The 21,398-nt window shown below is 61.6% G+C and carries 18 protein-coding genes and 1 tRNA gene; 11 read left to right on the top strand and 8 right to left on the bottom strand.

The genetic code is table 11. From position 1 onward, the window contains the following. Positions 1 to 8: 8 nt before the first annotated feature. On the top strand, positions 9 to 797 hold the full coding sequence (locus BV071_RS01735; RefSeq protein WP_035601257.1) for a hypothetical protein: 789 nt from the start codon (positions 9 to 11) through the stop codon (positions 795 to 797). A 21-nt stretch (positions 798 to 818) separates the two neighbouring features. Here the strand turns inward: BV071_RS01735 and BV071_RS01730 are convergent, their stop codons facing one another. Beyond that, positions 819 to 2,678, bottom strand: a complete 1,860-nt coding sequence (locus BV071_RS01730; protein ID WP_035601255.1) for an SLC13 family permease — start codon at positions 2,676 to 2,678, stop codon at positions 819 to 821. A 105-nt stretch (positions 2,679 to 2,783) separates the two neighbouring features. Here BV071_RS01730 and gatB point away from each other — a divergent pair, with 105 nt between their 5' ends. From gatB to BV071_RS01685, 9 genes are all read left to right on the top strand, one after another. Further along, complete coding sequence (gene gatB, locus BV071_RS01725) at positions 2,784 to 4,280, top strand: Asp-tRNA(Asn)/Glu-tRNA(Gln) amidotransferase subunit GatB (protein ID WP_265593946.1); 1,497 nt, start codon at positions 2,784 to 2,786, stop codon at positions 4,278 to 4,280. 10 nt (positions 4,281 to 4,290) lie between these two features. After that, positions 4,291 to 4,668 (top strand): hypothetical protein, encoded by a 378-nt coding sequence (locus tag BV071_RS01720; protein ID WP_035601253.1) that lies wholly within the window; start codon positions 4,291 to 4,293, stop codon positions 4,666 to 4,668. A 60-nt stretch (positions 4,669 to 4,728) separates the two neighbouring features. After that, positions 4,729 to 5,592 (top strand): site-specific DNA-methyltransferase, encoded by an 864-nt coding sequence (locus BV071_RS01715; RefSeq protein ID WP_052572752.1) that lies wholly within the window; start codon positions 4,729 to 4,731, stop codon positions 5,590 to 5,592. A 63-nt stretch (positions 5,593 to 5,655) separates the two neighbouring features. After that, entirely contained in the window at positions 5,656 to 6,432 is a 777-nt protein-coding gene (locus tag BV071_RS01710; RefSeq protein WP_035601250.1) for an Hsp33 family molecular chaperone HslO, read from the top strand. 4 nt (positions 6,433 to 6,436) lie between these two features. Beyond that, complete coding sequence (locus BV071_RS01705) at positions 6,437 to 7,312, top strand: hypothetical protein (RefSeq protein ID WP_035601248.1); 876 nt, start codon at positions 6,437 to 6,439, stop codon at positions 7,310 to 7,312. Positions 7,313 to 7,321: 9 nt separating this feature from the next. Continuing rightward, positions 7,322 to 8,215 carry a glucosyl-3-phosphoglycerate synthase gene (locus BV071_RS01700; RefSeq protein WP_035601245.1) on the top strand — a complete coding sequence of 298 codons (894 nt, stop codon included), beginning with the start codon at positions 7,322 to 7,324 and terminating at the stop codon, positions 8,213 to 8,215. A 2-nt stretch (positions 8,216 to 8,217) separates the two neighbouring features. Then, on the top strand, positions 8,218 to 8,664 hold the full coding sequence (locus BV071_RS01695) for a GNAT family N-acetyltransferase (RefSeq protein WP_035601242.1): 447 nt from the start codon (positions 8,218 to 8,220) through the stop codon (positions 8,662 to 8,664). A gap of 13 nt (positions 8,665 to 8,677) precedes the next feature. Continuing rightward, positions 8,678 to 10,147 carry a glycosyltransferase family 1 protein gene (locus BV071_RS01690; protein ID WP_035601239.1) on the top strand — a complete coding sequence of 490 codons (1,470 nt, stop codon included), beginning with the start codon at positions 8,678 to 8,680 and terminating at the stop codon, positions 10,145 to 10,147. 6 nt (positions 10,148 to 10,153) lie between these two features. Further along, on the top strand, positions 10,154 to 10,825 hold the full coding sequence (locus BV071_RS01685; RefSeq protein WP_035601237.1) for an HAD family hydrolase: 672 nt from the start codon (positions 10,154 to 10,156) through the stop codon (positions 10,823 to 10,825). Between the two features lie 37 nt (positions 10,826 to 10,862). Here the strand turns inward: BV071_RS01685 and BV071_RS01680 are convergent, their stop codons facing one another. From BV071_RS01680 to rsmH, 4 genes are all read right to left on the bottom strand, one after another. Beyond that, positions 10,863 to 11,291, bottom strand: a complete 429-nt coding sequence (locus BV071_RS01680; protein WP_265593945.1) for a hypothetical protein — start codon at positions 11,289 to 11,291, stop codon at positions 10,863 to 10,865. 34 nt (positions 11,292 to 11,325) lie between these two features. Continuing rightward, on the bottom strand, positions 11,326 to 13,131 hold the full coding sequence (locus BV071_RS01675) for a sulfurtransferase (protein ID WP_035601231.1): 1,806 nt from the start codon (positions 13,129 to 13,131) through the stop codon (positions 11,326 to 11,328). Between the two features lie 75 nt (positions 13,132 to 13,206). After that, complete coding sequence (locus BV071_RS01670; protein WP_075090821.1) at positions 13,207 to 14,298, bottom strand: DUF2891 domain-containing protein; 1,092 nt, start codon at positions 14,296 to 14,298, stop codon at positions 13,207 to 13,209. 58 nt (positions 14,299 to 14,356) lie between these two features. After that, on the bottom strand, positions 14,357 to 15,391 hold the full coding sequence (gene rsmH / locus BV071_RS01665) for a 16S rRNA (cytosine(1402)-N(4))-methyltransferase RsmH (RefSeq protein ID WP_035601226.1): 1,035 nt from the start codon (positions 15,389 to 15,391) through the stop codon (positions 14,357 to 14,359). A gap of 111 nt (positions 15,392 to 15,502) precedes the next feature. On the opposite strand from rsmH, the gene BV071_RS01660 reads away from it, so the two are divergent. Then, positions 15,503 to 15,577, top strand: a tRNA-Val gene (locus tag BV071_RS01660). Positions 15,578 to 15,660: 83 nt separating this feature from the next. Here BV071_RS01660 and BV071_RS01655 read toward each other — a convergent pair. From BV071_RS01655 to BV071_RS01645, 3 genes are all read right to left on the bottom strand, one after another. Further along, complete coding sequence (locus tag BV071_RS01655) at positions 15,661 to 18,096, bottom strand: glycoside hydrolase family 95 protein (protein ID WP_052572751.1); 2,436 nt, start codon at positions 18,094 to 18,096, stop codon at positions 15,661 to 15,663. 59 nt (positions 18,097 to 18,155) lie between these two features. Next, complete coding sequence (locus BV071_RS01650) at positions 18,156 to 20,360, bottom strand: NPCBM/NEW2 domain-containing protein (RefSeq protein WP_052572750.1); 2,205 nt, start codon at positions 20,358 to 20,360, stop codon at positions 18,156 to 18,158. Positions 20,361 to 20,454: 94 nt separating this feature from the next. Beyond that, the gene (locus BV071_RS01645) at positions 20,455 to 21,393 is read right to left on the bottom strand and encodes a hypothetical protein (protein WP_035601223.1); all 939 of its coding nucleotides are present in this window, start codon (positions 21,391 to 21,393) and stop codon (positions 20,455 to 20,457) included. Positions 21,394 to 21,398: the final 5 nt, after the last annotated feature.

Here is a 21,398-nt window from a genome sequence, read left to right as displayed (position 1 = left end):
TCAGCCCGATGATGAAGGAACTCTTGGCAGCGCTCGACCTCGAGACCATTCCCCAGATTAGCCTGGGAACGGCCGCCCTCCTGATCTCCGCGGCCTGTGCAATCCTGGCCATGCTGCGCGGCTTCCTGCGTCTTCTAACAGGCTCGCTCATCCTCTGCGCCAGCGGCATCGCCGGCTACCTGGTTTGGCGCCACCTACCGGCCTTGGGTGGCACTGGCATATCCTTAGCGATTCCCGCGATTGTCGCCTTGGTGGTATTTCTGACTCTTCGCTCTGTCCTGCGCTTCGCCACTAGACCCTTCAGCAGCTCCAGTGAGGATGGCGGCTCATCGCGCCGCTCCCCGCTGCGGCGCGTCCTCACCCTGCTCTTCAGTCTCTTTCCCGCCTCCATGCTCGGCTTCACCGGCGCGAGCGCGGTCCGCCATCTTGGCTCGGTAGCGGAAATCCAGCGCTTCATCGATGGCTCCAATGCGGAAGGCCCCTCGATCTTCGTCGCCGAACTGAAAAAGACCATCGACCGCGCCCTGCCCGCGGATTGGTTCAAGAACCTCGATCCGCTCACCGACGATGCGCGCGTGACCCTGGCCAAGCTGATCGCGATGGGCGACTCCAGCCCACCGCCCAAGGCCATCCCGGTGATGGAAGAACCCGAGATCCGCGATCTGGTTGAGAACGACCCGAAGCTCCGCAAGCTCGCCCAGGAAAAGCGCTACGGCGAAATCCTCAAGGACCCGCGCCTCGACACCATCATGGCCGATCCCGACCTTCGCAAGATCCTCGCGGACCTGAAGCTCTGAATACCGTCCGGCTGCAGTCCGCTAGACCGGATGGAAAGGCCAGATCAGCGGGATCAGCGAACAGGACACCACCCAGCAGATGATATTGAGCGGTATCCCCACCTTCAGGAAGTCCGAGAACTTGAAGCCGCCCGGGCCATACACCATCATGTGCGTCTGGTAGCCCATCGGCAGCGCAAAGGCGGTCGATGCGGCCACCGTCACCGCCATCGTGAAGGGCCAATGGTTGACCCCGAGCTTGTGCGCCAGCGTCACCACGATCGGCACCATCATCACCGCGGTGGCGTTGTTGGATAGCACCTCCGTGAGCAAGAGGGTCAGCAGGTAGATCCCCCACAGCATCACCCAAGGCATCAATTGCGGGCTCACGAAACCCTGGGTCATCCCGACCATCCCCTCCGCCAACCACTTGGCCGTGCCCGTGTTCTGCATCGCGAGGCCCAAGCCTAACAGCCCGTAGAGCATCAGCAGCACCTGCCAGTCGATGCTCGCATAGGCCTCGCGCGGAGTCACGATCTTGGACCACAGCAGCATCAGCGCACCCACCATCGCGGCGTAGTGAATCGGAATGACCGGCAGCCATGAAATCACGCCCTTGCCATCCTCGCCGCCGAAAAGATCGGTAATCGTGGCCACCAAAACTACCCCGATCAGCACTGCCCAGGAAACCCACGCATGATGCCGCGGCTTGGGCGGTTGGTCCGTGGCGACAGCTTCTTCCGCGATGTCCGTAAGCACGAAATCCCGGGTTTCATCCAGCGCCGCCAGGTTGTTCACCGCGGTGATCACCAGCAGTGTGTCGCCAGTCTCCAGAGGGATCTCCGCCAGTTGATGGGTGATATTCACCCCATTGCGGTGCACCGCGATCACCACGCTGTTGTAGCGCTGGCGGAAGTCGGACTTGGCCAGGGTGCGGCCGGCAAGCGAGGACTCATCGCGGATCACCAGCTCCGTGACCACTCCATCGATGGTGGAAAGCACGCTTGCACCGATCTCCGCACAGAGTTCCTCGGCCTTCGCCGCCTTTCCGCTGCGGCCATGAAGTGCGATCAGGAAGCGGTCGTTCTTCTCAATCGTGATCGTATTCAGCGAATGCATTTCGCGCGCGCCCTTGCGCCGCACCTCCATCACGTGCACGTGCTTGTTGCGATCAAAGAACGGCGTGTCCTTCAGCGACCTCCCGATCAGCGGCGAGTTCTCGCCAATCAGAATATGATACAGTGGCGTGGTCCGGTCTTTGATGTCCAGGCTGCCGGAAATCGTGGAGCGCGAGGGAATCAGCTTCGGCCCGAAGATCGAGAGGTAAGCGATGCCCGCGATCGACAGCGGAATCCCGATCGGCGCCAACTGGAACATCGTCATCGGCTCCATCTTCATGTCCTTCAGCGTGCCATTCACCAGCAGGTTCGTGGAGGTGCCGATCAGAGTGCAGACCCCGCCGAGAATCGAGCAGTAGGAAAGCGGCATCAGCAGGCGGGACGGCGCCACATCCTTCGAGCGCGCGAAGCCAAGTGCCACCGGCAGCAGGATCGCCACGATCGCCGTGTTGTTCATCCAGGCGCTGAAGAAGCAGGTCAGCACCGAGAACCCGAGAATCGCGAGGCGGATATTCCCCGGCAGCTTGTCCCGCAGCACCCGCCCGATGTGGTCCACCGCCCCGGAGGCCTCCAGCGCCCCGCCGATGATGAACAGAGCGGCAATCGCCAGCGGTGCCTCGTTCTTGAAAACCGAGGACATGGCGCTGACATCGATGAGTCCCAGCGCCACCACCCCGCAGAGCACCGTGAGAGCGATCACGTCGGGCGCGGCCCATTCGCGGATGAAGGCGATCAGCGTGATGGCGATCACCGCCAGGGTAAGGCCGATTTGTAGAGTGAACATGGGTTTCGTCTCCCCGTGCGGGGTCAACGGCCCCGCCTTGCACCGGGGATTGCCTCTTTGCAAGTGCCGGTCGAGCCATCACGGGCGAGATTCAGGGTTGGCCAAGTGGCCCTCGCCCGCCAAGCTCCCGCTGTTTCCGCCACCATGCCTTACCTCGTCACCATCGGCCTCGAAGTCCATTGCCAGGTCAAAACGCGCACGAAAATGTTCTGCGCCTGCGAAACTTCCTTCGGCGAGGAGCCCAATACCCGCACCTGCCCGGTCTGCCTAGGCCTGCCCGGCGCCCTGCCAGTGCTGAACCGCCACGCGATCGAGAAAACCCTGCTCGCGGGCCTACTGCTGGATTGCGGATCGCCCGAAATCTCCCGCTGGGACCGGAAGAGCTACTTCTACCCGGACATGCCGAAGAATTTCCAGACCACGCAGATGGATTTTCCCCTCTGCATCGGCGGCGAGGTCCCCCTCTACGACTTCTGTTACCCCACGGACGTGCGGAAAAACATCCCCCGTCCCGGCCACAAGGTCCGCCTGAACCGCATTCACCTTGAGGAAGATGTGGCGAAATCCACTCACCTCGGCAGCTCCTCGCTGGTCGATTTTAACCGCGCCGGCACTCCGCTGATGGAAATCGTCAGCGAGCCGGACATCGAGTCTGCGGAGGAAGCGATGTCCTACATCCGCTCGCTGCAAATGATTCTCCAGCAAGGCGGTATCTCCGATGCCGACATGGAAAAGGGCCAGATGCGCGCCGATGTGAATATCTCCCTCCGTCGCCAACAGGGAGACCCCTTGGGCGCTAAAATCGAGCTGAAAAACCTCAATTCGATCTCAGCCATCCGCCGCGCCATCCAGTTCGAGGTCGAGCGCCAGACAGAGGAGCTCAACGCCGGGATCCCGCAGATCCAATCCACCCGCCGTTGGGATGACGATCGCGGCGAGTCGCAACTCCTGCGCACCAAGGAGGATGCTCACGACTACCGCTATTTCACCTGCCCCGACCTCCTCCCGGTAGTCACCGCCCCCCTCCTCGAAAAGGTCCGCCCCCTCCTCGTCGAGCGTCCCCACGAACGCGCCGCGCGTTACGAGAAGGACTATGGCGTGAGCGCCTACGATGCCTCGGTCCTCGCCGCGGATCTGCCGCTTGCCCACTACTTCGAGAAGCTCGCCGCTACGCCGGGGTTGCCCGGGAAGAAGGCCGCGAACTTCCTGCTCAATACCCTGCTCGGCTTGCTGAACGAACGCTCGGTGGCCATCGCGGATTCACCGCTTTCCCCGGAGAAGATCGGCGCGCTGTTAGGTCTGGTCGAGGGCGGAACTCTGGCTCTCAGCCAAGCTAAGGAAGTGTTGGTCGTGCTGCTTGAGTCCTCGGACAAGGACCCCGCCACTGTGGCCAAAGAACTTGGCTTTGAGCCCACCGATGCCGGAGAACTCGATACCCTCTGCGACCAGGTCATCGCCGCGAATCCCGACAAGGTTGCCGAGATCAAGGGCGGTAATGAGAAGCTCCTCAACTGGCTGACCGGGCAGGTGATGAAGGCTTCGTCCAGTAAGCCGAATCCCAAGCAGGTGACGGATTTGCTGAAGGGGAAGTTGTCTTCCTAATCCTCGGTCAATGAACATTCAACGGCTGCCATTTCCGCCCGTGGCCGACACGGAGGCCGGGCCGGTGATCAGGTGGGAATCGGGAGACCTGATCGTGGAGTTCCGAGACTACAAGACCGAGGAGCACCATGTCCAATTCGTGGACGTGCCTCATTTCGCGCTACTCGGCGAGGGCGAAATGGATGGCAGTAAATTTGCCTATGATAGCTCGATGGAGGTGATCAATTCGCCGCTGATAGCCAGCTTGGTGAAGCATGGTGCGATTTTCTCAAACGACTATCGGCACCTCGTCATCGGCTTCAATGAGATCGGGTCCTTTTTGGAGGTCGTTTGTCGCGACTTGAAGGTGAGCAGTGGAAGCGCTAGCCATGCTGCGAACCAATATTGATGACCGAACAAGTCGGGCAAGATGGCCGAATTTTGGTGAGCTGATTCTTCCGATCAAGGATTGAGCTTCGGCAACCCGCCCTCCAAGCTCCCGCCAGTGCTCCACCACGGCGATTGTCTCAAAGTTCTTCCGACACTTCCCGAGAAGTCGGTCGACCTCATTGTCACATCGCCGCCCTACAATCTGGGCATCAATTACCGCAGCTTCGACGATACCGCCGGGCGCGCGGAGTTCCTCGAGTGGTGCAAGTCTTGGGCCGCGGAGTTGAGACGCGTGCTCGCTGATGACGGCTCTTTCTTCCTCAATGTCGGTGCTGCTCCAGCGAATCCGCTGATGCCGCACCAGATCATCCTCGCCTTCACCGAGGGACCGGAACCGCTCTTCGTGCTCCAGAATACCTTCCACTGGATCAAGTCGATCACCGTGGAGACCCGCAGCGGCGACCAGATCAGCGCCGGCCATTTCAAGCCGATCAACTCGAAGCGCTACGTCAACGACTGCCACGAGTATATCTTCCACCTCACCAAAAGCGGCGAGGTCCCGGTGGACCGACGGGGCGCGGGCGTGCCTTATCAGGACAAGTCGAACATCGCCCGCTGGGGTCACACCGGCGGTGTCGATCGTCGCTGCCGCGGGAATACCTGGTTCATCCCCTACGACACAATCAACTCCCGGGACAAAGACCGCCCCCACCCCGCGAGCTTCCCGGTGGGCCTGGTGGAGCAATGCATCCTGCTCCATGGCAAGGGACCGGAGACCCACCTGCTGGACCCCTTCCTGGGTATCGGTACTTCCGCGCTAGCCGCTCAGCGTCAGGGTCTCAAGGAGTTCACTGGTATCGAGCTGGATGACTACTACCTCTCCGTGGCCAAGGAGCGGCTGGCGGCCGATGCCGAGCTGCCGGTCCAGCAGGACCTCCTCTAGCGAGTCAGCGAGAATCGTAATTTCGCGTTTGGATTTCCCGCATTCCCGCTTCTACCCTACCGCGTGCCAGAGCCTGAGGAGGTCCAAGTCGAAGAATACACCAAGGTCGAATCGATTTTCGTCCGTCATCGCAATGCGCTGTTGCTGCGGGCGAATTTCACCCCGATCTACACTGACTATTATTTGCATCTCATGCAGCACGGCATCCGCCATAGCGCGGATCTCGACCAGATGCTCAAAGATAGCTTCGCCGGTTTGACCCTGCACTTGGTGGCGCGTCCTTGGGCGGAAACCATCGCGTGGACCGCCAATCTTCGCGCCCCACGGGTCAATGTCTTCGTTACCGGCGGCTCCCTGCAGGAGTCGATCACGGGCCGCCTCTTTACCGAGGATGTCCGCGAGCCCGACCGCAATTTCTTCTACTCGCAGACCACTGCCAAAAATCTGCCCGAACCTCGGCTCTCCACCGTGGAGGTCGAGGGCCGCGATCCGCTTGCCTGGGTTGAGCAATACTACGCCCAGTCCGAGCAGCGTCCGGCACGCATGTTCCGCCACGAGGACGAGTGGTTTTCGCTCATTGTCGCGCAGCCGGATTGCGATGAGGCATGGCTGGCGGGGCTCGATGCCGAGTCTGCGGAGCGCATCCAGGCGACCGAGGAAACCACCCTGCTGGAGACCCGCCGTTTCCGCTTCCACTGCGGCTGCGACCTCTCAAAAATCCTGCCCGTGCTCGGCTCATGGCGCGAGCGGCCCGATGATCTTTTCGAAGATGCCGATGTGATCACCGTGCAATGCCCGAGATGTGCGGCGCGCTACAAGGTCACGCGGGACATGATCTGAGACGATGAAGCGACCTCCAGTCATCGCCGAGACCCGGGAGTTCGTTCAGAAGAATAGGTCGGACCGCCTGCAGGCGGAGCGGCTCTCGCTGCGGCAGAATCGGCTGGCGAAGTTCCTCGGCTGGATGCTCGTCACTATCGTGCTTTTGGCGATCCAGGGCATCTGCGTGTCCGACCCGCGCGCCATGCCCGACCTGCGCCTGTTCGTCTTTTTCCTCTTTCCGATCCCCGGGATCCTGATCCTCCGGGGATCAGCAGGAGGATTGAGATTTGCGACCGCGACGCTCGCCATCACTTCACTCTTGTGGTTCCTGTGGTTACTCCCGGCTCTTTTGGGACGCCATCCCGTGATAATCCTGCAGCAATGGATTTCCGTGGATCAGATCGGATTCTTACCCTTCGGGCTCGTCCCTTTGATCTATCTCACGGCGTGCCTGGTGATGGCGGTGGCTTGCTTGGTGAGTTCTCGCATCAAGTTCGCCACCAAACCTGTGATCGCCTTCCTCGTGATCGTCGGTCTGGGAATTGGTATTCCATGGAAAATTGAATCAAATCGTGCGGCGAAAGTTCGTAGCGCTTACTCTGCCGAATTGGCAGCCGCGAAGGCGTTTCTGATTGAGAAACGCTTCCAGGATGTCGAGGGGAACTACCCGATCGGTGCCACCCATCCTCAATCTCAGGAGATCGCTCCGGTGTTCGAAAAGTATCCCGGGCTTATCTCAGTCGCCACTTATCGGTCCACGATTTCAGGATGGGTCGTGCTCTACCAAGCCCGGCAAGCGAAGGGGACCGGCTACTACCATTACAGTGACTGGGTCAGGATGCCTTCGGGATACTGGCTTAATCTTGAATTAAGGCTCTATCTCTCCTCCCTGCCCTGAACTGAAGCCGTGCCCGCGACTTTCCACCACCGTGACTTTGGAGATCTCGCTGCCTTGGCGGCGGAGAAGGAAGCCGCGGGTCTGCGGGTTTCCCTCTGCATCCCCACGTTGAATGAGGAGGGCACCATTGCCCGCGTCGTGTCGGTACTGCGGGCAGAACTGTTAGACCGCCATCGCCTGCTGGATGAGCTGGTCGTGATCGACTCCGGCTCCACCGACCGCACCCGTTCGCTAGCCGCCGAGGCCGGGGCTGAGGTTATCCAGGCCTCCGATATCCTGCCCTTTCAAGGTCAGCGCACCGGCAAGGGCGAAAACCTGTGGAAGGCCGTGCACCATTTGAGAGGCGATATCCTCTGCTTCGTCGATGGCGACATCGGGAACATCCATCCCCGCTTCGTCTATGGCACCGTCGGCCCACTCCTCCGGCATCCTGAAATCGGCTATGTGAAGGGCTTCTACGAGCGCCCCTTGCTCGCGGCAGAGGGTGTCGATCCCCGTGGCGGCGGCCGAGTCACGGAGATCCTCGTGCGGCCGCTCTTCCAGCGCTTTTGCCCGGAGCTGACCGGCCTGCACCAGCCCCTCGCCGGCGAGTATGCCGCCCGCCGCGAGATCCTGGAGCAACTGCCCTTTCCTACCGGCTACGGGGTGGAGACCGCCCACCTCTTGGATGTCCACCGCCTCTTCGGCATTGGCGCAATCGCCCAGACCGATCTCGACGAACGCATCCACCGCAACCGCTCGCTGGCCCAGCTCGGACGCATGTCAGGCGAGATTCTGGAGGCCTTCTTCGCCCGGATTCCTGAGCCCGTCGCCGTGCCTGCCGAGCGGCCGCCGATGATTTCTCTACCAGACTATCTCCAGCGCTTCCCTGCCGCCGCAACTCGCGCTAAGAAACCGGCGTGAGCATGAGCCCGCCGGAGATCCGCCAGCTTGTCCCTGAAGATTACCCCGCTGCTGTCCTACTGCTCGGACACCTGAATCCCGGGATTCCCCAAGAGGTTCTGCTGCAACGCTTCGAGACCATTCTCACGGAGCATCCCCATTACCACATCTTTGGAGCCTTCATCTACGGTAAGCTCTCCGCCATCGCCGGTGCCTGGATCGCCACCAAGATCTGGTGCGGCAAATACCTCGAAGTCGACAATCTCGTGGTCGATCCCGAGATCCGCTCCCTCGGCTTTGGTTCCTTGCTAATCCGCCACGTGGAAGAGTTCGCCCGGCAACAAGGCTGCTTGCTAATGGTGCTCGATAGCTACACTTCGAATCATCCCTCGCACCGGCTCTATCATCGGCTAGGTTTTGAAATCTGGGGCTTCCATTTCGTGAAGCCCTTCGGCCCCCACGATCATTGACTCCTTCGTCCCCATGACCGCGCCCTATTCTGTCGCCATTGTCCACTACCACCTCCACCGCGGTGGCGTCACGCGGGTGATTCATACAGCTTCCCGCTGCCTGACCGAGGCCGGCATCCCGCATGTGATCCTCAGCGGCGATGCGGATGAGAGCGGCGCGAAGCTGCCGGTGCAGGTCGTGGGAGGACTCGGCTATGGCACCGAGCCCGGCGGCCCCAGTGCGCTCCAATTGGTGCAGGCCATGCGCGCTGCCGTCTCCGCCACGCTCGGGCCCGGTCCGGTGGTCTGGCACGTCCACAATCATTCGCTCGGCCGCAACCGGGCGATGGCTGATGCCGTGGCAATCCTGGCAGAGGCAGGCGACCCGATGATCCTGCAGATCCACGACTTTGCTGAAGACGGTCGCTCCCAGAACTACGAAGTGATCGCCGGTGCGGAAACGCTCTACCCACACTCGCCCCGCATTCGCCAGGCCTTCCTCAATTCGCGTGACCGCGGTTACCTGATAGCGGCAGGCCTGCCCGCCGCCCGGGCAGCTTTGCTTCCGAATGCGATTACCGCACCGGCTTCCGTGAAGCCTCTGGAGAAGGTGCCCGAATCACCGCTGGTAATCTACCCGGTGCGCGGCATCCGTCGCAAAAACCTCGGTGAGCTCTTCCTGCTCGCGGCTCTTTCGCCGAAGGGCACCCGTTACGCGGTGACACTCGGGCCGGACAATGTGCGCTGGCAGGCGGTACATGAAGAGTGGATGGCCTTCGCGGAGGATACCCAACTGCCGGTCATGCTGGACGTGGTGGGACGCCTTTCGCCTTCACCAAAGGCACCGCGATCCTACGCCAGTTGGTTGCGGCACTCGACGCATGCCATCACCACCTCGGTGTCAGAGGGATTTGGTCTGGGCTTCCTGGAACCCATCATCGTCGGCAAGCCACTGCTCGGCCGCAATCTGCCCGCCGTGACCAATGACTTCTCGGAAGCCGGCATCGTCCCCGGCAGGCTTTACGATCGATTGCTGGTTCCGGCTTCATGGGTGGGTATGGAAACGCTCCGCCAGCGCCTCGTGCGCAGCCTGCGGATGACGCTGGAAGCCTATGGCCAAGCCATGTCGAACGAACACTTGGAGCGTTCCTTCGCGGCCATGCTTCACAGGGGCCACCTCGACTTCGGCAATCTTCCCGAAGATCTCCAGCGGCAGGTCATCCACCGCATCCTTGCCGGTGAAGATGAAGACAACGTGTTGGTCGAGATCCGAGCGGAGACACAGCCGCTCAAGGCATGGCTGCGGCGCACGCTCAAGCAGACCACTCCCACTGCAAAGCCCCAGGACTTGGCGGCCTATACCACGGAGGCCTATGGTGCCCGCCTCCAGCAGCTCTACCAGGCTGTCTTCGAAGCTTCACCCGCAGCGCCGGAATACGTGCCCAAGCACAAGGTGCTGAACCGCTTTCTCAAGCCCGGCTCCTTCCACTTCCTTTGCACCTGATCTGACGTGGCCATTCGCGCCGTGCTTTTCGATATCTACGGGACTCTTCTGGTCTCGCATGCGGGCGGCAGCCACCCCGATCCGCAGCTCAGGCAAGCCATCGCCCGGGCCCACGCCGCCTCGCCCTATTCCTTTCCGGAAGTGGATATTCGTGAGGTCTATTCGGAGCTACATCCTAAGTTGGAACCCGTGGAGATCGAAGCTCTCGCCCTGGAGCAAGAGCACGCCTTCAATCCTGTGTCCGCGATGCCCGGCGCCACGGAAACGCTGCAGGCGCTGTCTTCCGCAGGCATGCAGCTTGGGTTGGTATCCAACGCGCAGTTCTATACCGTCCCGATCTTGGAGGAATGCTTGGGAGCAAGCATCATGGGTTTGGGAATCGATCCCGATCTTTGCCAGTTCTCCTATCTACTGAGGCGCGCGAAACCGGACCTTTTTGTCTTTGAAACCGCGCGGGATACTTTGGCCCGCCGCGGCATCTCCGCCGCCGAAACTCTCTACGTGGGCAATGACGTGCTAAAGGATATCGACCCTGCACGAAGCGTGGGTTTCCGCACTGCCCTCCTCGCTGGCGATCCACAGATGCTGCGGTTGCACGGCCGCAATCTAGCCGACTCCGGAGCCAACTGGCTCCTGAACGATCTCCGCGAGATCATTGCAGGAGTAGCGCAACTTTGAAAGTAGCGGAGGGAGCGTGTGGTTCAGGGTCCGCCACTCAATACACCCGGTGCCTAACCCCCAGCTTATCGTCATAGAAGACCTTGGTCTTGGTTCCAGCAGCCTTCTCTTCCTTGATCACCTTGTGGCCTCCAGAGGGATTCCTCACGCCACCGACTGAATTGATCACAAAGCTCCCGTCTCCAAGCGACCCAACACCGCATCCGATGATCTCCCAGCGTTCCGACGAAACGGTAATGCGAACCTCGCTTCCATGCTCCGTAACATCGAAGCGCAGATCTTTGGGCGGGATCGCAGCAAGCCCCGCAGGCACATCTCCGAGCACAACGCCACCGTCATGGGTTGCGATCACGGGCTGGCTGAACTGACGGCCGATCAGGTAGTCGCAGGCGCTCAAACCCGCACAAGCTCCGACTAGAGGCAGCGACAGCAAAGACCTTGATCCAAAAACAATACCAAGCTTCATAGTGCTGGAAATCCAGCATTTAAATTCCATCGGGTCAACTATTCTCTATACCAAGCGCCGCCCACTCCGGAGCCTGAGCCTCAAAGCTAGCCCTTTCTCCCGTTGAAGGATGCTGGAACCAAATCCTCCAAGCATGCAGACACACGGCCGGATCCCCGACCGCCGAGGTCTGCATCTCTCCACGCTTACCCTCGCGCAGATACACCGGATCTCCCACGATCGGGAAACCCGCGTGCCACAGGTGAATCCGGATCTGATTGGTCCGTCCTGTGAGAGGACGCACTTCTAACAACGCCGTCCCATCCGCGTCTCGCCGCAGCACCCGGAATTCCGTCTTCGACTCCAAGCCTCCCTCTTCCTCAATTTCACGCGCCCCGAGATAGACGGACTCTTCCGAGATCGATGCATCCACGATGAACTGATCTTCCGCCGGATGCCCGTGCACCCGCGCCAGGTAAAGCTTCTCCACCTCGCCACGCGCGAACTGCGGGTTCAGCAGCTTGGCGAAGTGTCGTGTGCGGGCGAAGACCAATACACCGGTGGTGTTCGCGTCCAGGCGATGTGCGGGTCGCGGTTTTTCCGGATGCCATGCCTCGTGAACAAAGCGCACCAGCGTGTTGCGGTTGAATCTTCCACAGGGGTGCATCGGTAGCGGTGCCGGCTTGTCGATCACCACGATCGCTTCGTCTTCATGCATTACCCGGATCCCGGCATTCACCTCCGGCTCGACATTGCCCGGGATCAGGCGCATCCACTCTTCCCCTGCCCTCACGATCCGCTCGGGACTCGCGGGCACACCGCGCGGATCAATCACATGACCCGCATCGATACGACCCCGCCATTCTCCTTGCGGCGCATAGGCGAAGATGGCCTCGAGCGCATCAAGGATAGTCTTGCCATCATGCTCACCCGGAATCCGCAGAGGACGGCGGTTCTCGTAGGGCTGGCTGCCAGGGAGCGGATGCGTGATCGCCTGCAGGGCTGCATGCCGCGCCGCGATTCGCTCCACCATCTGATCAGGGGCACTGCGGTAACAATGCGGACAGGAGACATGCGCCACGTAGCGAGTGTCCTCCTGCTCCTCCTGCGTCAGCGGAGCCTGGCAAGTGAAACACACCGCCGAGCCCGTCTCCTGCAGTGCTGGGTCCACGCCCACACGTTGATCGAAGACGAAGCACTCGCCATCGTAGTGGTCGCCGCCCACTTCCTCGAAATACTTCAGGATCCCGCCCTCAAGCTGATAGACCTCGCGGAAACCTGCCCGTTCCATGAAGGGCGCGGCCTTCTCGCAGCGGATGCCGCCGGTGCAGAAGGTCACCACCGGCGCATCCCGGATCTCCGCCGGCAGCTTGGCAACCGCCTCCGGGAAATGCCGGAAGTGATCGATCCCGGCAGTGATTGCGTTGCGGAAGGTGCCGAGCTTCACCTCGTAGTCATTCCGCGTGTCGTAAAGGATCACCGGCTTGCCCTCGTCCAGCCACTGCTTGAGCGTGCGCGCTTCCAACCGTGGCGACGTGTAAGTCGCGGGATCGATTCCCTCCACGCCGAAGGCGATGATCTCTTTCTTCAGGCGCACCAGCATCCGCGAGAAGGGCTGCGCATCGCTCTCGCTATACTTCGGCATGAGGTCCGCCAGCCCCGGCAAGGACCGCAGTTTCTCTAACAGCTCCTCCACTGCCGCGCCGTCACCCGCCACAAAGAGATTAATCCCCTCAGGTGCCAGCAGGATCGTCCCCTTCAAGGCGCGAGCCTTGCAGAAATCAATGAGGTCCCCGCGCAGCTCCTTCAGCCCCTCCATGCGGGCGAAGCGATAGGCGGCAATATTGGTAATGGCAGGCACAGGAAGAGAATCTCGGATCAGGTGGCGCGCGTCCCGTAGCCTTTGAACCACAGGCATTCAACCGCGAAACTCTAACTACTTGATCCCTACCCCGCTGACCAAATAGGTCGCAAAGGAACCGAGCCAGTGCTCGCCCTCGTAGTGCCCGGTCGTCACCATGGACAGCCCGGCCTCCGAATGCTTGGCTGCAGCATCCAGAAGCACTTTCTTGCGCGGATCTGCCTCCGGTAGCGCGGAAGCAATCCCTCGCATGGTCCATCCCCGGCTGAGGTTCAGTCCGGCGAGATGAATCAGGTGCCCGTCCGTGGGATCGCTGACGGTGACCGGAGTCAGCAAATTCCCCGCCTCGCCCTTGGCCAGTCCGGGGAGGTAATCGGCCAGCCACTGGGCAAATTCTTCCGGAGACAGGACCCGCCGCATCAGGTCGGCCACATTCAGGCCCGGCGAGAAAAAGTCGTTTCCGGAGGGCTCGTAGGCGGCCGGATAGGCCCGGTCGCGGCCATAAAAGGCCCTCGCCTTGGCCTCCAAAAGCCTCTTGAAAGCCCCGTCTCCGGTCGCCTCGGCATAGTCGAGCATCTGCGCCAGAGCAAATGCCGACTCGGGGTGAAACCCGCAGCGAATCGGCCAGTCGAGCTTGGGCAAATAATCCTTGGCGAGGCCGCTGATCTCCTGCTCCAGCACCGCATAGTCTGCCGCCCAGCGCTTTGCATCGGGATCATCCCATGTCCGCAGCTCGACCGCCAAACGCAGCGCCCAGGCCCAGCCATACATCCGCTCGAAGCTCTTGTTCTCCTTGCTCCGGAAGTAGGCGGCCTCCCCCTCCAGAGCCTGCTTGGTGAAGCGCCCGTTCAGGACTTCCCGGACCTCAGGGGCAAAAGGGGCGTCCGGAAACAGCTTCAGCAGGCGCACCAAGGTCCAGTGGCCGTGGACCGAGGAATGCCAGTCGAAGTGACCATAAAACACCGGATGCATCTGCCGCGGGGTCTTGAGATCCTCCGCTCCGATCGTGACGTGGCTGGTCTTGTTCGGATACTCGCGGTCGAGACCCGCCAAGGCCAGTTTCACAAAGCCCGCCGCCTGCTCCTTGGTCATGGCATTCTCCTGTGCGCTCAAAGGGGAAAGGGCAAGCGTGGCGAGAACCGGGATAATCGCAAAGATGCGCAACATGAGCGCAGGGATAGCGGACGGCGCGCCAGCGGCGAGCAGATATCCGGAAATCCCGCGCTCAGGCCTTCACCGCCCAGCGCAATTTGGCCGGAGAGCTCCGTGGATTATTCCGGCGCTCTTCGGCGGAAGCCACGATCACGCCGTCACTGACGCTGGCGTAGACCCCATCCTTCTCGCCGAACTGGAAGGATTTTTTTACCCTCCGGTCCTCGCCGGAGTGGAAGGTCAGGATCACCGCCCGGCCACCCGGCTTGAGGCAGGCGGGCAGAACTCGCAGGAAGGCATCGAGGGCTGAGAATTCCTCGTTCACGGCAATCCGGATCGCTTGGAAAACCCGGCGCAGGGTCAACTCCCGGAGCTCCTCATCCAGTCTCGCAACCGCGGGAATTCGCTCTACTAGCCGCACCAGATCGGAAGTCCGCCGTAGGGATGCACCCGCGAGGGCCTCGGCGATTTCCTCAGCCCGTGGCTCATCCGAATTTTCGCCGAGCGCAGTGGCCAGTTTCAATGGGCTCACCTTCGCAAGCCAATCGGCGGCGGACACTCCGCGCTCGGGATTCATGCGCATGTCCAGCGGGCCCTCGGTCTTGAAGCTGAAGCCGCGGGAAGGATCGTCAAATTGCATCGACGAGCAGCCGAGATCGGCAAACACGAAGTCCACGGCCTCAATCTCTTGGGCATCCAGCACCTTGCGGATGCCCGCGTAATTCGAATGCCGCGCCAAGAAGCATTCCGCACCGAATCCGGCCGCCTTGAGCCGTTTACCGGTCTTGGGTTGCTCGATTGGATCGACATCCAGGCCGATCAGAAAGCCACCGGGCGAGATCCCTGCCAGGATCTCCCGTGCGTGGCCGCCGTAGCCCAGGGTGGCGTCCACGCCTTGTTGACCCGGAGCCAGTTGGAGAGCCCCGAGGCATTCCTCCATCATGATCGGCACATGCATCCCGGCCGGGGTTTTTCCGGAAGCCAGCACCTTCGAGACCGTCTCCGCGTGGCGGCTTGGGTCATGCTCCTTGTATTTGTCCTCAAAGCGCCGGGGATTCTTCCCGGCGTAGCGCTTTCTCCGCGGGGGCCGTGGCGGCTGGTCGTCCATGGCGGGAGCCTATGCGCGGTCCGATTCAATTCCGCAATCCTGAACCAAAATGCTTGCCATCTCCTCGCTGATTCCCCAAAACCTCGGCCCCGCCGCAAGGCACCCCAAAAAGCGCGCTTAGCTCAGTGGTAGAGCACATCCTTCACACGGATGGGGTCGCAGGTTCGAACCCTGCAGCGCGCACCATCTTGAATCCGTTTGGTTCAGGAATCGGGGGGGGTCGGATTAGCACTTTGCTGATTCAAATCAGGCCTGAGTTTGGGCCGTTCTCATTTGAGATCTCCACTGAGCTTAAGGGTTTGGCCCTTCGTAGTGCTCAGCGGAATCGAGAGGTCGCCGCTTCGCAAGGTGGCCGTGCCTCCCAGGGTCGAGATGATCGTGACGTTGGATAGCTTCCCGGCCTTCCATTCGAGGTCGATGGTGAAGCCGCCGCGGGCTTTCAGGCCGCTGACTATGCCCTCGCTCCATGCTGTGGGCAGCGCGGGCAGGAGGTCGATCACGGGGTTTCCCTGTGTATCGGACTGCTGGCTTTGAAGAAGCATTTCGGCAATCGCCGCGGTGCCGCCGAAGTTGCCATCGATCTGGAAAGGCGGATGGAGGCAGAAGAGATTGCCCGCGCCGCGGCCGATCAACATCGACAACAGCTTGCGGCTGCGGTCGCCATCGCGGAGGCGGGCCCAGAAGTTTGCCTTCCAAGCCATCGACCATCCGGTGGAGGCATCGCCACGGCGCTCGAGAAGCAGGCGCGCGCCCTTGAAGAGTTCCGGCGTGCCGGCGGTGATTTGGTTGCCGGGATGTAAGCCCCAGAGCGGTGAACAATGGCGGTGATGCGGATCGGTTTCCTCGTAGCCCTCGATCCACTCCATGATGCGGCCCTCGGCGTTGACGCGGGTGGGAGCAAGCTTGGTGCGCGCGGCATCGATCGTCGCCATCAGATCGGCATCGGTCTTGAGCACCTTGGCGGCGGCGATGGTGTTCGTGAAGAGGTCGCGCACGATCTGCATGTCATAGGTCGCGCCATAGGTAAGCGAGGTGTGGGCGTCCTTCGCTTCCTTCTGCGTACCGGGGATGACGTAGTCGTTTTCCGGAGAGTTCGAGGGGCTGGTGACAAGCCAGTGGTTCTTCGGTTCTTCGACCAGGGTGGCGAGAAAGAAGCGGCAGGCCTCGCGCATGACCGGGTAGTTCTCGCGCAGGAAGGCCTCGTCGCGGGTGTAATCGTAGTGGAGCCAGATGTGCTGGGCGAGCCAAGCGCCACAGGTAGAACCGGAGCCCGCCGAGAGATTGGTGGGCGCGGAGTAGCCCCATGGATTCTGGGTATGGAAGCAGAGCCAGCCCGGTGCGTCGTAGTAGGCCTTGGCGGTCTTCTCGCCCTCCTTTGCGGTCCGCCGGATCAGATCGAAGAGTGGCAGATGGCAGTCGGAGAGATTGGTCGCCTCCGCCGGCCAGTAGTTCATCTGGATGTTGATGTTGCTGTGGAAGTCGGCATTCCACGGGGCCTTGATCTCCTCACACCAAATGCCTTGCAGATTATTCGGTAGCGGCGAATCCGGGCGCGAGCCGGAGACCAGCAGGTGCCGGCCGAACTGGAAGTAGATCGCATCCAGCGCTGGATCGGGAGTCTTCTCCGCCTGCTTCACCCGCTCCGGTGTAGGAAGTGATGCAGCAGCGGTGGTGGGAAGCGTGAGTTGGCAGCGCTCGATGTAGGACTGGTGGTCCTTCGCCGCGGCATCACGAATGGCGATGTAGTCGGCGGCCAAGGCGGCATCCAGGCGTTTCGCGATCAGGCCGGTGAAGTCCTTCTCGCGCATGTCAGTGCCGGCGGAGACGTAAAGCGTCACCTCATCGGCACCGCTGACTTGAATGCCTTCATCCGTGATCGCGATCTTGCCGCCCTTGCTGCTGGCACCGAGCAGGGCATGGTAGCGCAGGCCCTGCTTGCCCGGCCAGTCGAAGGTGAGTTGGCCTTCCATCACGAAGCGTCCACCCTCCTTGCGGGTCTTTACCTGCGCGGGGCGTGCGAGCGTGGCGAGGAAGCTGAGAGTTCCCGGCTTGTCCGCCGTGAGATGCAGCGCGATGACCTCCTCTTTCTTCGGCACCACAAGCTCGCGGGTGAATTTTACACTACCGCGGGTGTAGGTGGTGGTGGCGACGCCGGTGAGCAGGTTCAAGTCGCGCCGGTAGCCGCTGGCTGGCTCCGCGCTGTCGGGGAACTTCAACAAGAGATCCCCCAAGGTCTGATAGCTGCCGAACTGGGAGGGATCGAAGCGCTTGCCGATCCAGCCGAAGTTTGCCTCCAGCACCTCGCGCGCAGCGGTGATCTCACCCGCGAAGAGCTTTTTCCGGATCTCCGGCAAACTCTTATAGGCATCGTACTTGTTGCCATCGTAGTCACCGCCGGACCAGACGCTGGATTCATTCAGGATCACCCTTTCCAGATCCACGCCGCCGCAGTCCATCGCGCCAAGGCGGCCATTGCCCAGTGGCAGGGACTGCTGGAAGTCATACTTCCGGGCTTCCTTCGCGAGATCCGCCTGTGTGCCATCCTCGCCGATCTCCACTCGCGGCTTGTCGCGTTGCTCGGCGGGGGCCGTGAACCACAGGCTGGCGGGTTCGGCCGGTGGCGTGCGATCACCGGTGACGGAGGGTTCCTTGGCGTGGACGCAACCGAAGCTGGCCAGCAGGAGAATGAACGGAGAACGGCGCATAGGGTGCGGGTATACCAGTCTTGGACCCAGCGCCAAGCCGATAGCCCGGCCAGCTCCGCTCAGGGATCGGACTTGATGTCCTTCTCCGTCCATTCCACCGGCTTGCCATCGCGAGTCACCCGGTTGTCCTTCTGAACGAAATTCTTACAATGACGGAGAATGAAGGGCGGCTTGTTCCAAGCAGGATAGTGGTCATTGTAAGTAACCTCGTTTCCCGTGAAGGACAGACCGCTGGTGGACATGGCAAAGAGCAGCGGGACGTCGAAGGTCTCGAAGCGGTTGCCCTCAATGCGGACATTGCGGTGATAGAACTCCTTCTGACCTTCCAGATCCGGGACCTCCGGGTAGATTGAGATGAGGGCCTCTGTGAACTGGAAGCGGGAGGTCAGGTTGTCGCGGAAGGTATTGTTGCGGATGAGCACATCGTGGCATCCCCCGCTCTCATACCAGCCGTTGGCATCGCCCGCGAGGAGGATGGCAGAGCCGGCGATGGACTCGAAGGTATTGCCTTCCACGATCACCTTCTCCGGCGTGGTGAAGAGCGAGCCGCGGGCGCGATTGTGGCGCACGGTGTTGCCACGGAAGGTCACTTGAGGGAACAAATCGGCATTCTCGACGGCATCGCCCTTGCCGAGATCGGCAGGTGTGTCGGAATCCAGGGTGATGATCAGCTCGGTATCGGAGAGCCGGCGCACGGCTACCACCTTGCGCGGGTCCCGCGGGGTGAGGTGCTTCGCCTCGATGAAGCGCAGCGTCTCGCCGGGTAGGAAGGTCTCGAAGCCGATCGACTGTTCGTGGATGTAGCTGCAGCGCAAGGTCCGTGAGTCCGGCTTGTCCTCGATCCGCAGACAAGTGGCATGGACGTTGATGGCGTCGTCCATCATGCCCTCGTAGAGGCCGTTCTCGGAAAGGATGAGGCCCTTGCAGTTCGAGAAATGGGTGGCATCCGCCACGGTGCTGAAGTAGCGCCCGGTTTCCTTGCGTGGATACACGCCGCCTCCGCTGAGGCGGATATTCTCCGAGCGCTGGGCGAGCAGGCCCATGCCGTGGGATGAGTGGATGGGACAATCCACCAGCGCGGTGTCCTTCGCCCGGTAGAGGGTGATCGCCGGATGGGGTCGTCCGCCCTGGCGGAAGGTGAGGATATCCCCCGTCTTGATGCCGGACTTGGCGAGGTTCTTCTCCACGCGGTAGTGCCCGGGCGTAAGTTCCGTGAGTCTGCCGCCGAAGTTGTAGTCGGAAGTCCCGGCAACGATCTCACGGGTCTTGCCATCGAACACAATGCCGCCCTTGCCGCCGCCGGTTTCCCAGCCATCCCCCTTAAAGGCCGGCCAGCCATTCCTCACTTCGTGAGGATAGCGCACGGGATCGACTTCGACCTCGTAGGCGTCTTGTTCCACTTTCGTTAGAGTGCCCTGCGAATGATGGGGAATGGCGTAGTCGATGCCGATGCCCTGCAGGGTGACCTTCTCCGAATCCATCACCAGGACGGGCTGGACTTCACCATGGAAAAGGAAGAGCGAGCCCTGCCCATCGATGGTGACGCCGCGGAGATCGACGAGGGGGATGGAGACCGGATGCCACTTCGGTTGATCGTGATTCGAGACATGGAAGTGGTGCTTGAGAGCACCCTCGCGGCGGAAGTGATAGGTGCCCTTGGCAAGTTTAAGGGTGGATCCCGGTGCCTCGCGCAGGGCTTGGATGGCCTTGCGGAAGGCCGAGCTCTGATCTTCCTCTACCTCCGGACGAATGCCGAAGTCCGCGCCAGCGAAGGTCCGCGCCTGGCCGGTCGCCGCGGTGCCGCCCTCCTTTTTCCACTGGAGATCCACCCAGTCCGCGTGGTCGTAGGAATTCTCACCGAGATCGTCGGCTTGCAGGTAGAGCTTGCGGTAAAGGATGGAAGAAACCGGGAGATCGAAGGCAGCGGCAGGGTCGCCGCTCTTGAGTTCGGCAGACTCCCACAGCACTGCATTGCCCGAAAGAATCCGGAACTTCACCGAGCCTTTTCCGGGGCCTTGAGCATCGTCCACCCCCGCGGCACCGGTGAAACGTGTCGCGCCATCCGGCACGTCGATAGGGATTTCGGAAACCGCGTGGCTGCCGAGGCCCTGCGGGTAGACCTTGCCGCCAATGGTCAGCGGGCCGCCCTCTACCGCTAGGTTTTCGCGAAGCTCACCATACGCTTGGGCGGCCAGCGGGAGATCCAGCGCAAAGCCGGGGCTCGCGAGGAAGGCGAAGCAAAGGAAGGATTTTGTAGGGCTCATGATCTCGTCTTGGCCAGCACGGCGGAGGAAAGTTCCGCGAGCTTGGACGAGCGAGAGACGGGGCGTCAATCAGAGGAACAAGTCCATCCCCGCCTCACGGAGTCGCCCGCATGCGCATGAAGAGACGCGGCGTCGCCGATCCCAAGGGCGCGAGCGCACGGACGAGCAGGGCATCGGGCGCGCTCGCCGTAACCTGTGTGTAAGTGGGGCCGGAAGACCACAGCGCAAGATCGGTGGAGACTTCCGTGATCAGGGTGGCGGGCCGATCGAGGCGGCGTGGAATCGAGATTTGCAGGTACCTTTGGCCGGAGATTTCTACGATAGAGATTGGCGTGACAGGCAAGGCATCACGGCTGCGGGGGCGGGTGCCGAAGAGGTATTCTAGGATGTTCGGGATGCCGTCGCCGTCCGGGTCATCGTCGGGCCCGTTCAAGGCGACGTCACTGAGTTCCTCAACCCGCCAAAGATTGAAGGTGCTGGCGGGTGGCGCGCTATTGGACACCGCGGCGGAGCGCATCAGAATCGCGGGGCTGCCGGGAGGCTTGATGGCGCCGAGCACGACCTGGGTGGCGTCATCCGCATTCCAATCGAAGCCAATGGGATCAATCGGATCGGGTTCCGGCCAAGTCCATGAGAGCGCACGGAAAAGGATCCACTCCCTGCCCGAGGTGCCGCCAAAGCCCCAGACCCAGGCCTGCGCGCCGGCAGTGAAGGGCGAGGCATTGCTGGTGACGGTGAACTGCGCTGTGAAGAGCCGATTGCTCTCGTTGTAAACCGCACGCTGGGCGGAAGCCCAATGCGAGGCCCAATCCGCGGTATTGGCGCTGGTAGGAGTGAAGCCGCCGGTGAAGACGCCAAGCTCGAAACGGAAGCCGCCATCCATCGCGGCTCCGCTGCTGGTGCGGTTGTCCTTCAGCGGATCGCTGAACCAGCGGATGGTTTTGGCTCGGAGCGCTGTCGTTGTTAGAGCCAGCAGGCAACAGACGGAGCCGAAAAGGCGAATGAATGGGATGCTGCGGCTGGCGAACGACATAAACT

The sequence above is a fragment of the Haloferula sp. BvORR071 genome (assembly GCF_000739615.1).
In the GTDB taxonomy this organism is placed as follows: Bacteria; Verrucomicrobiota; Verrucomicrobiia; order Verrucomicrobiales; family Akkermansiaceae; genus Haloferula.
Note: the sequence above shows the minus strand (reverse complement) of the source record. Positions and strands in the feature narration are given on the sequence as shown.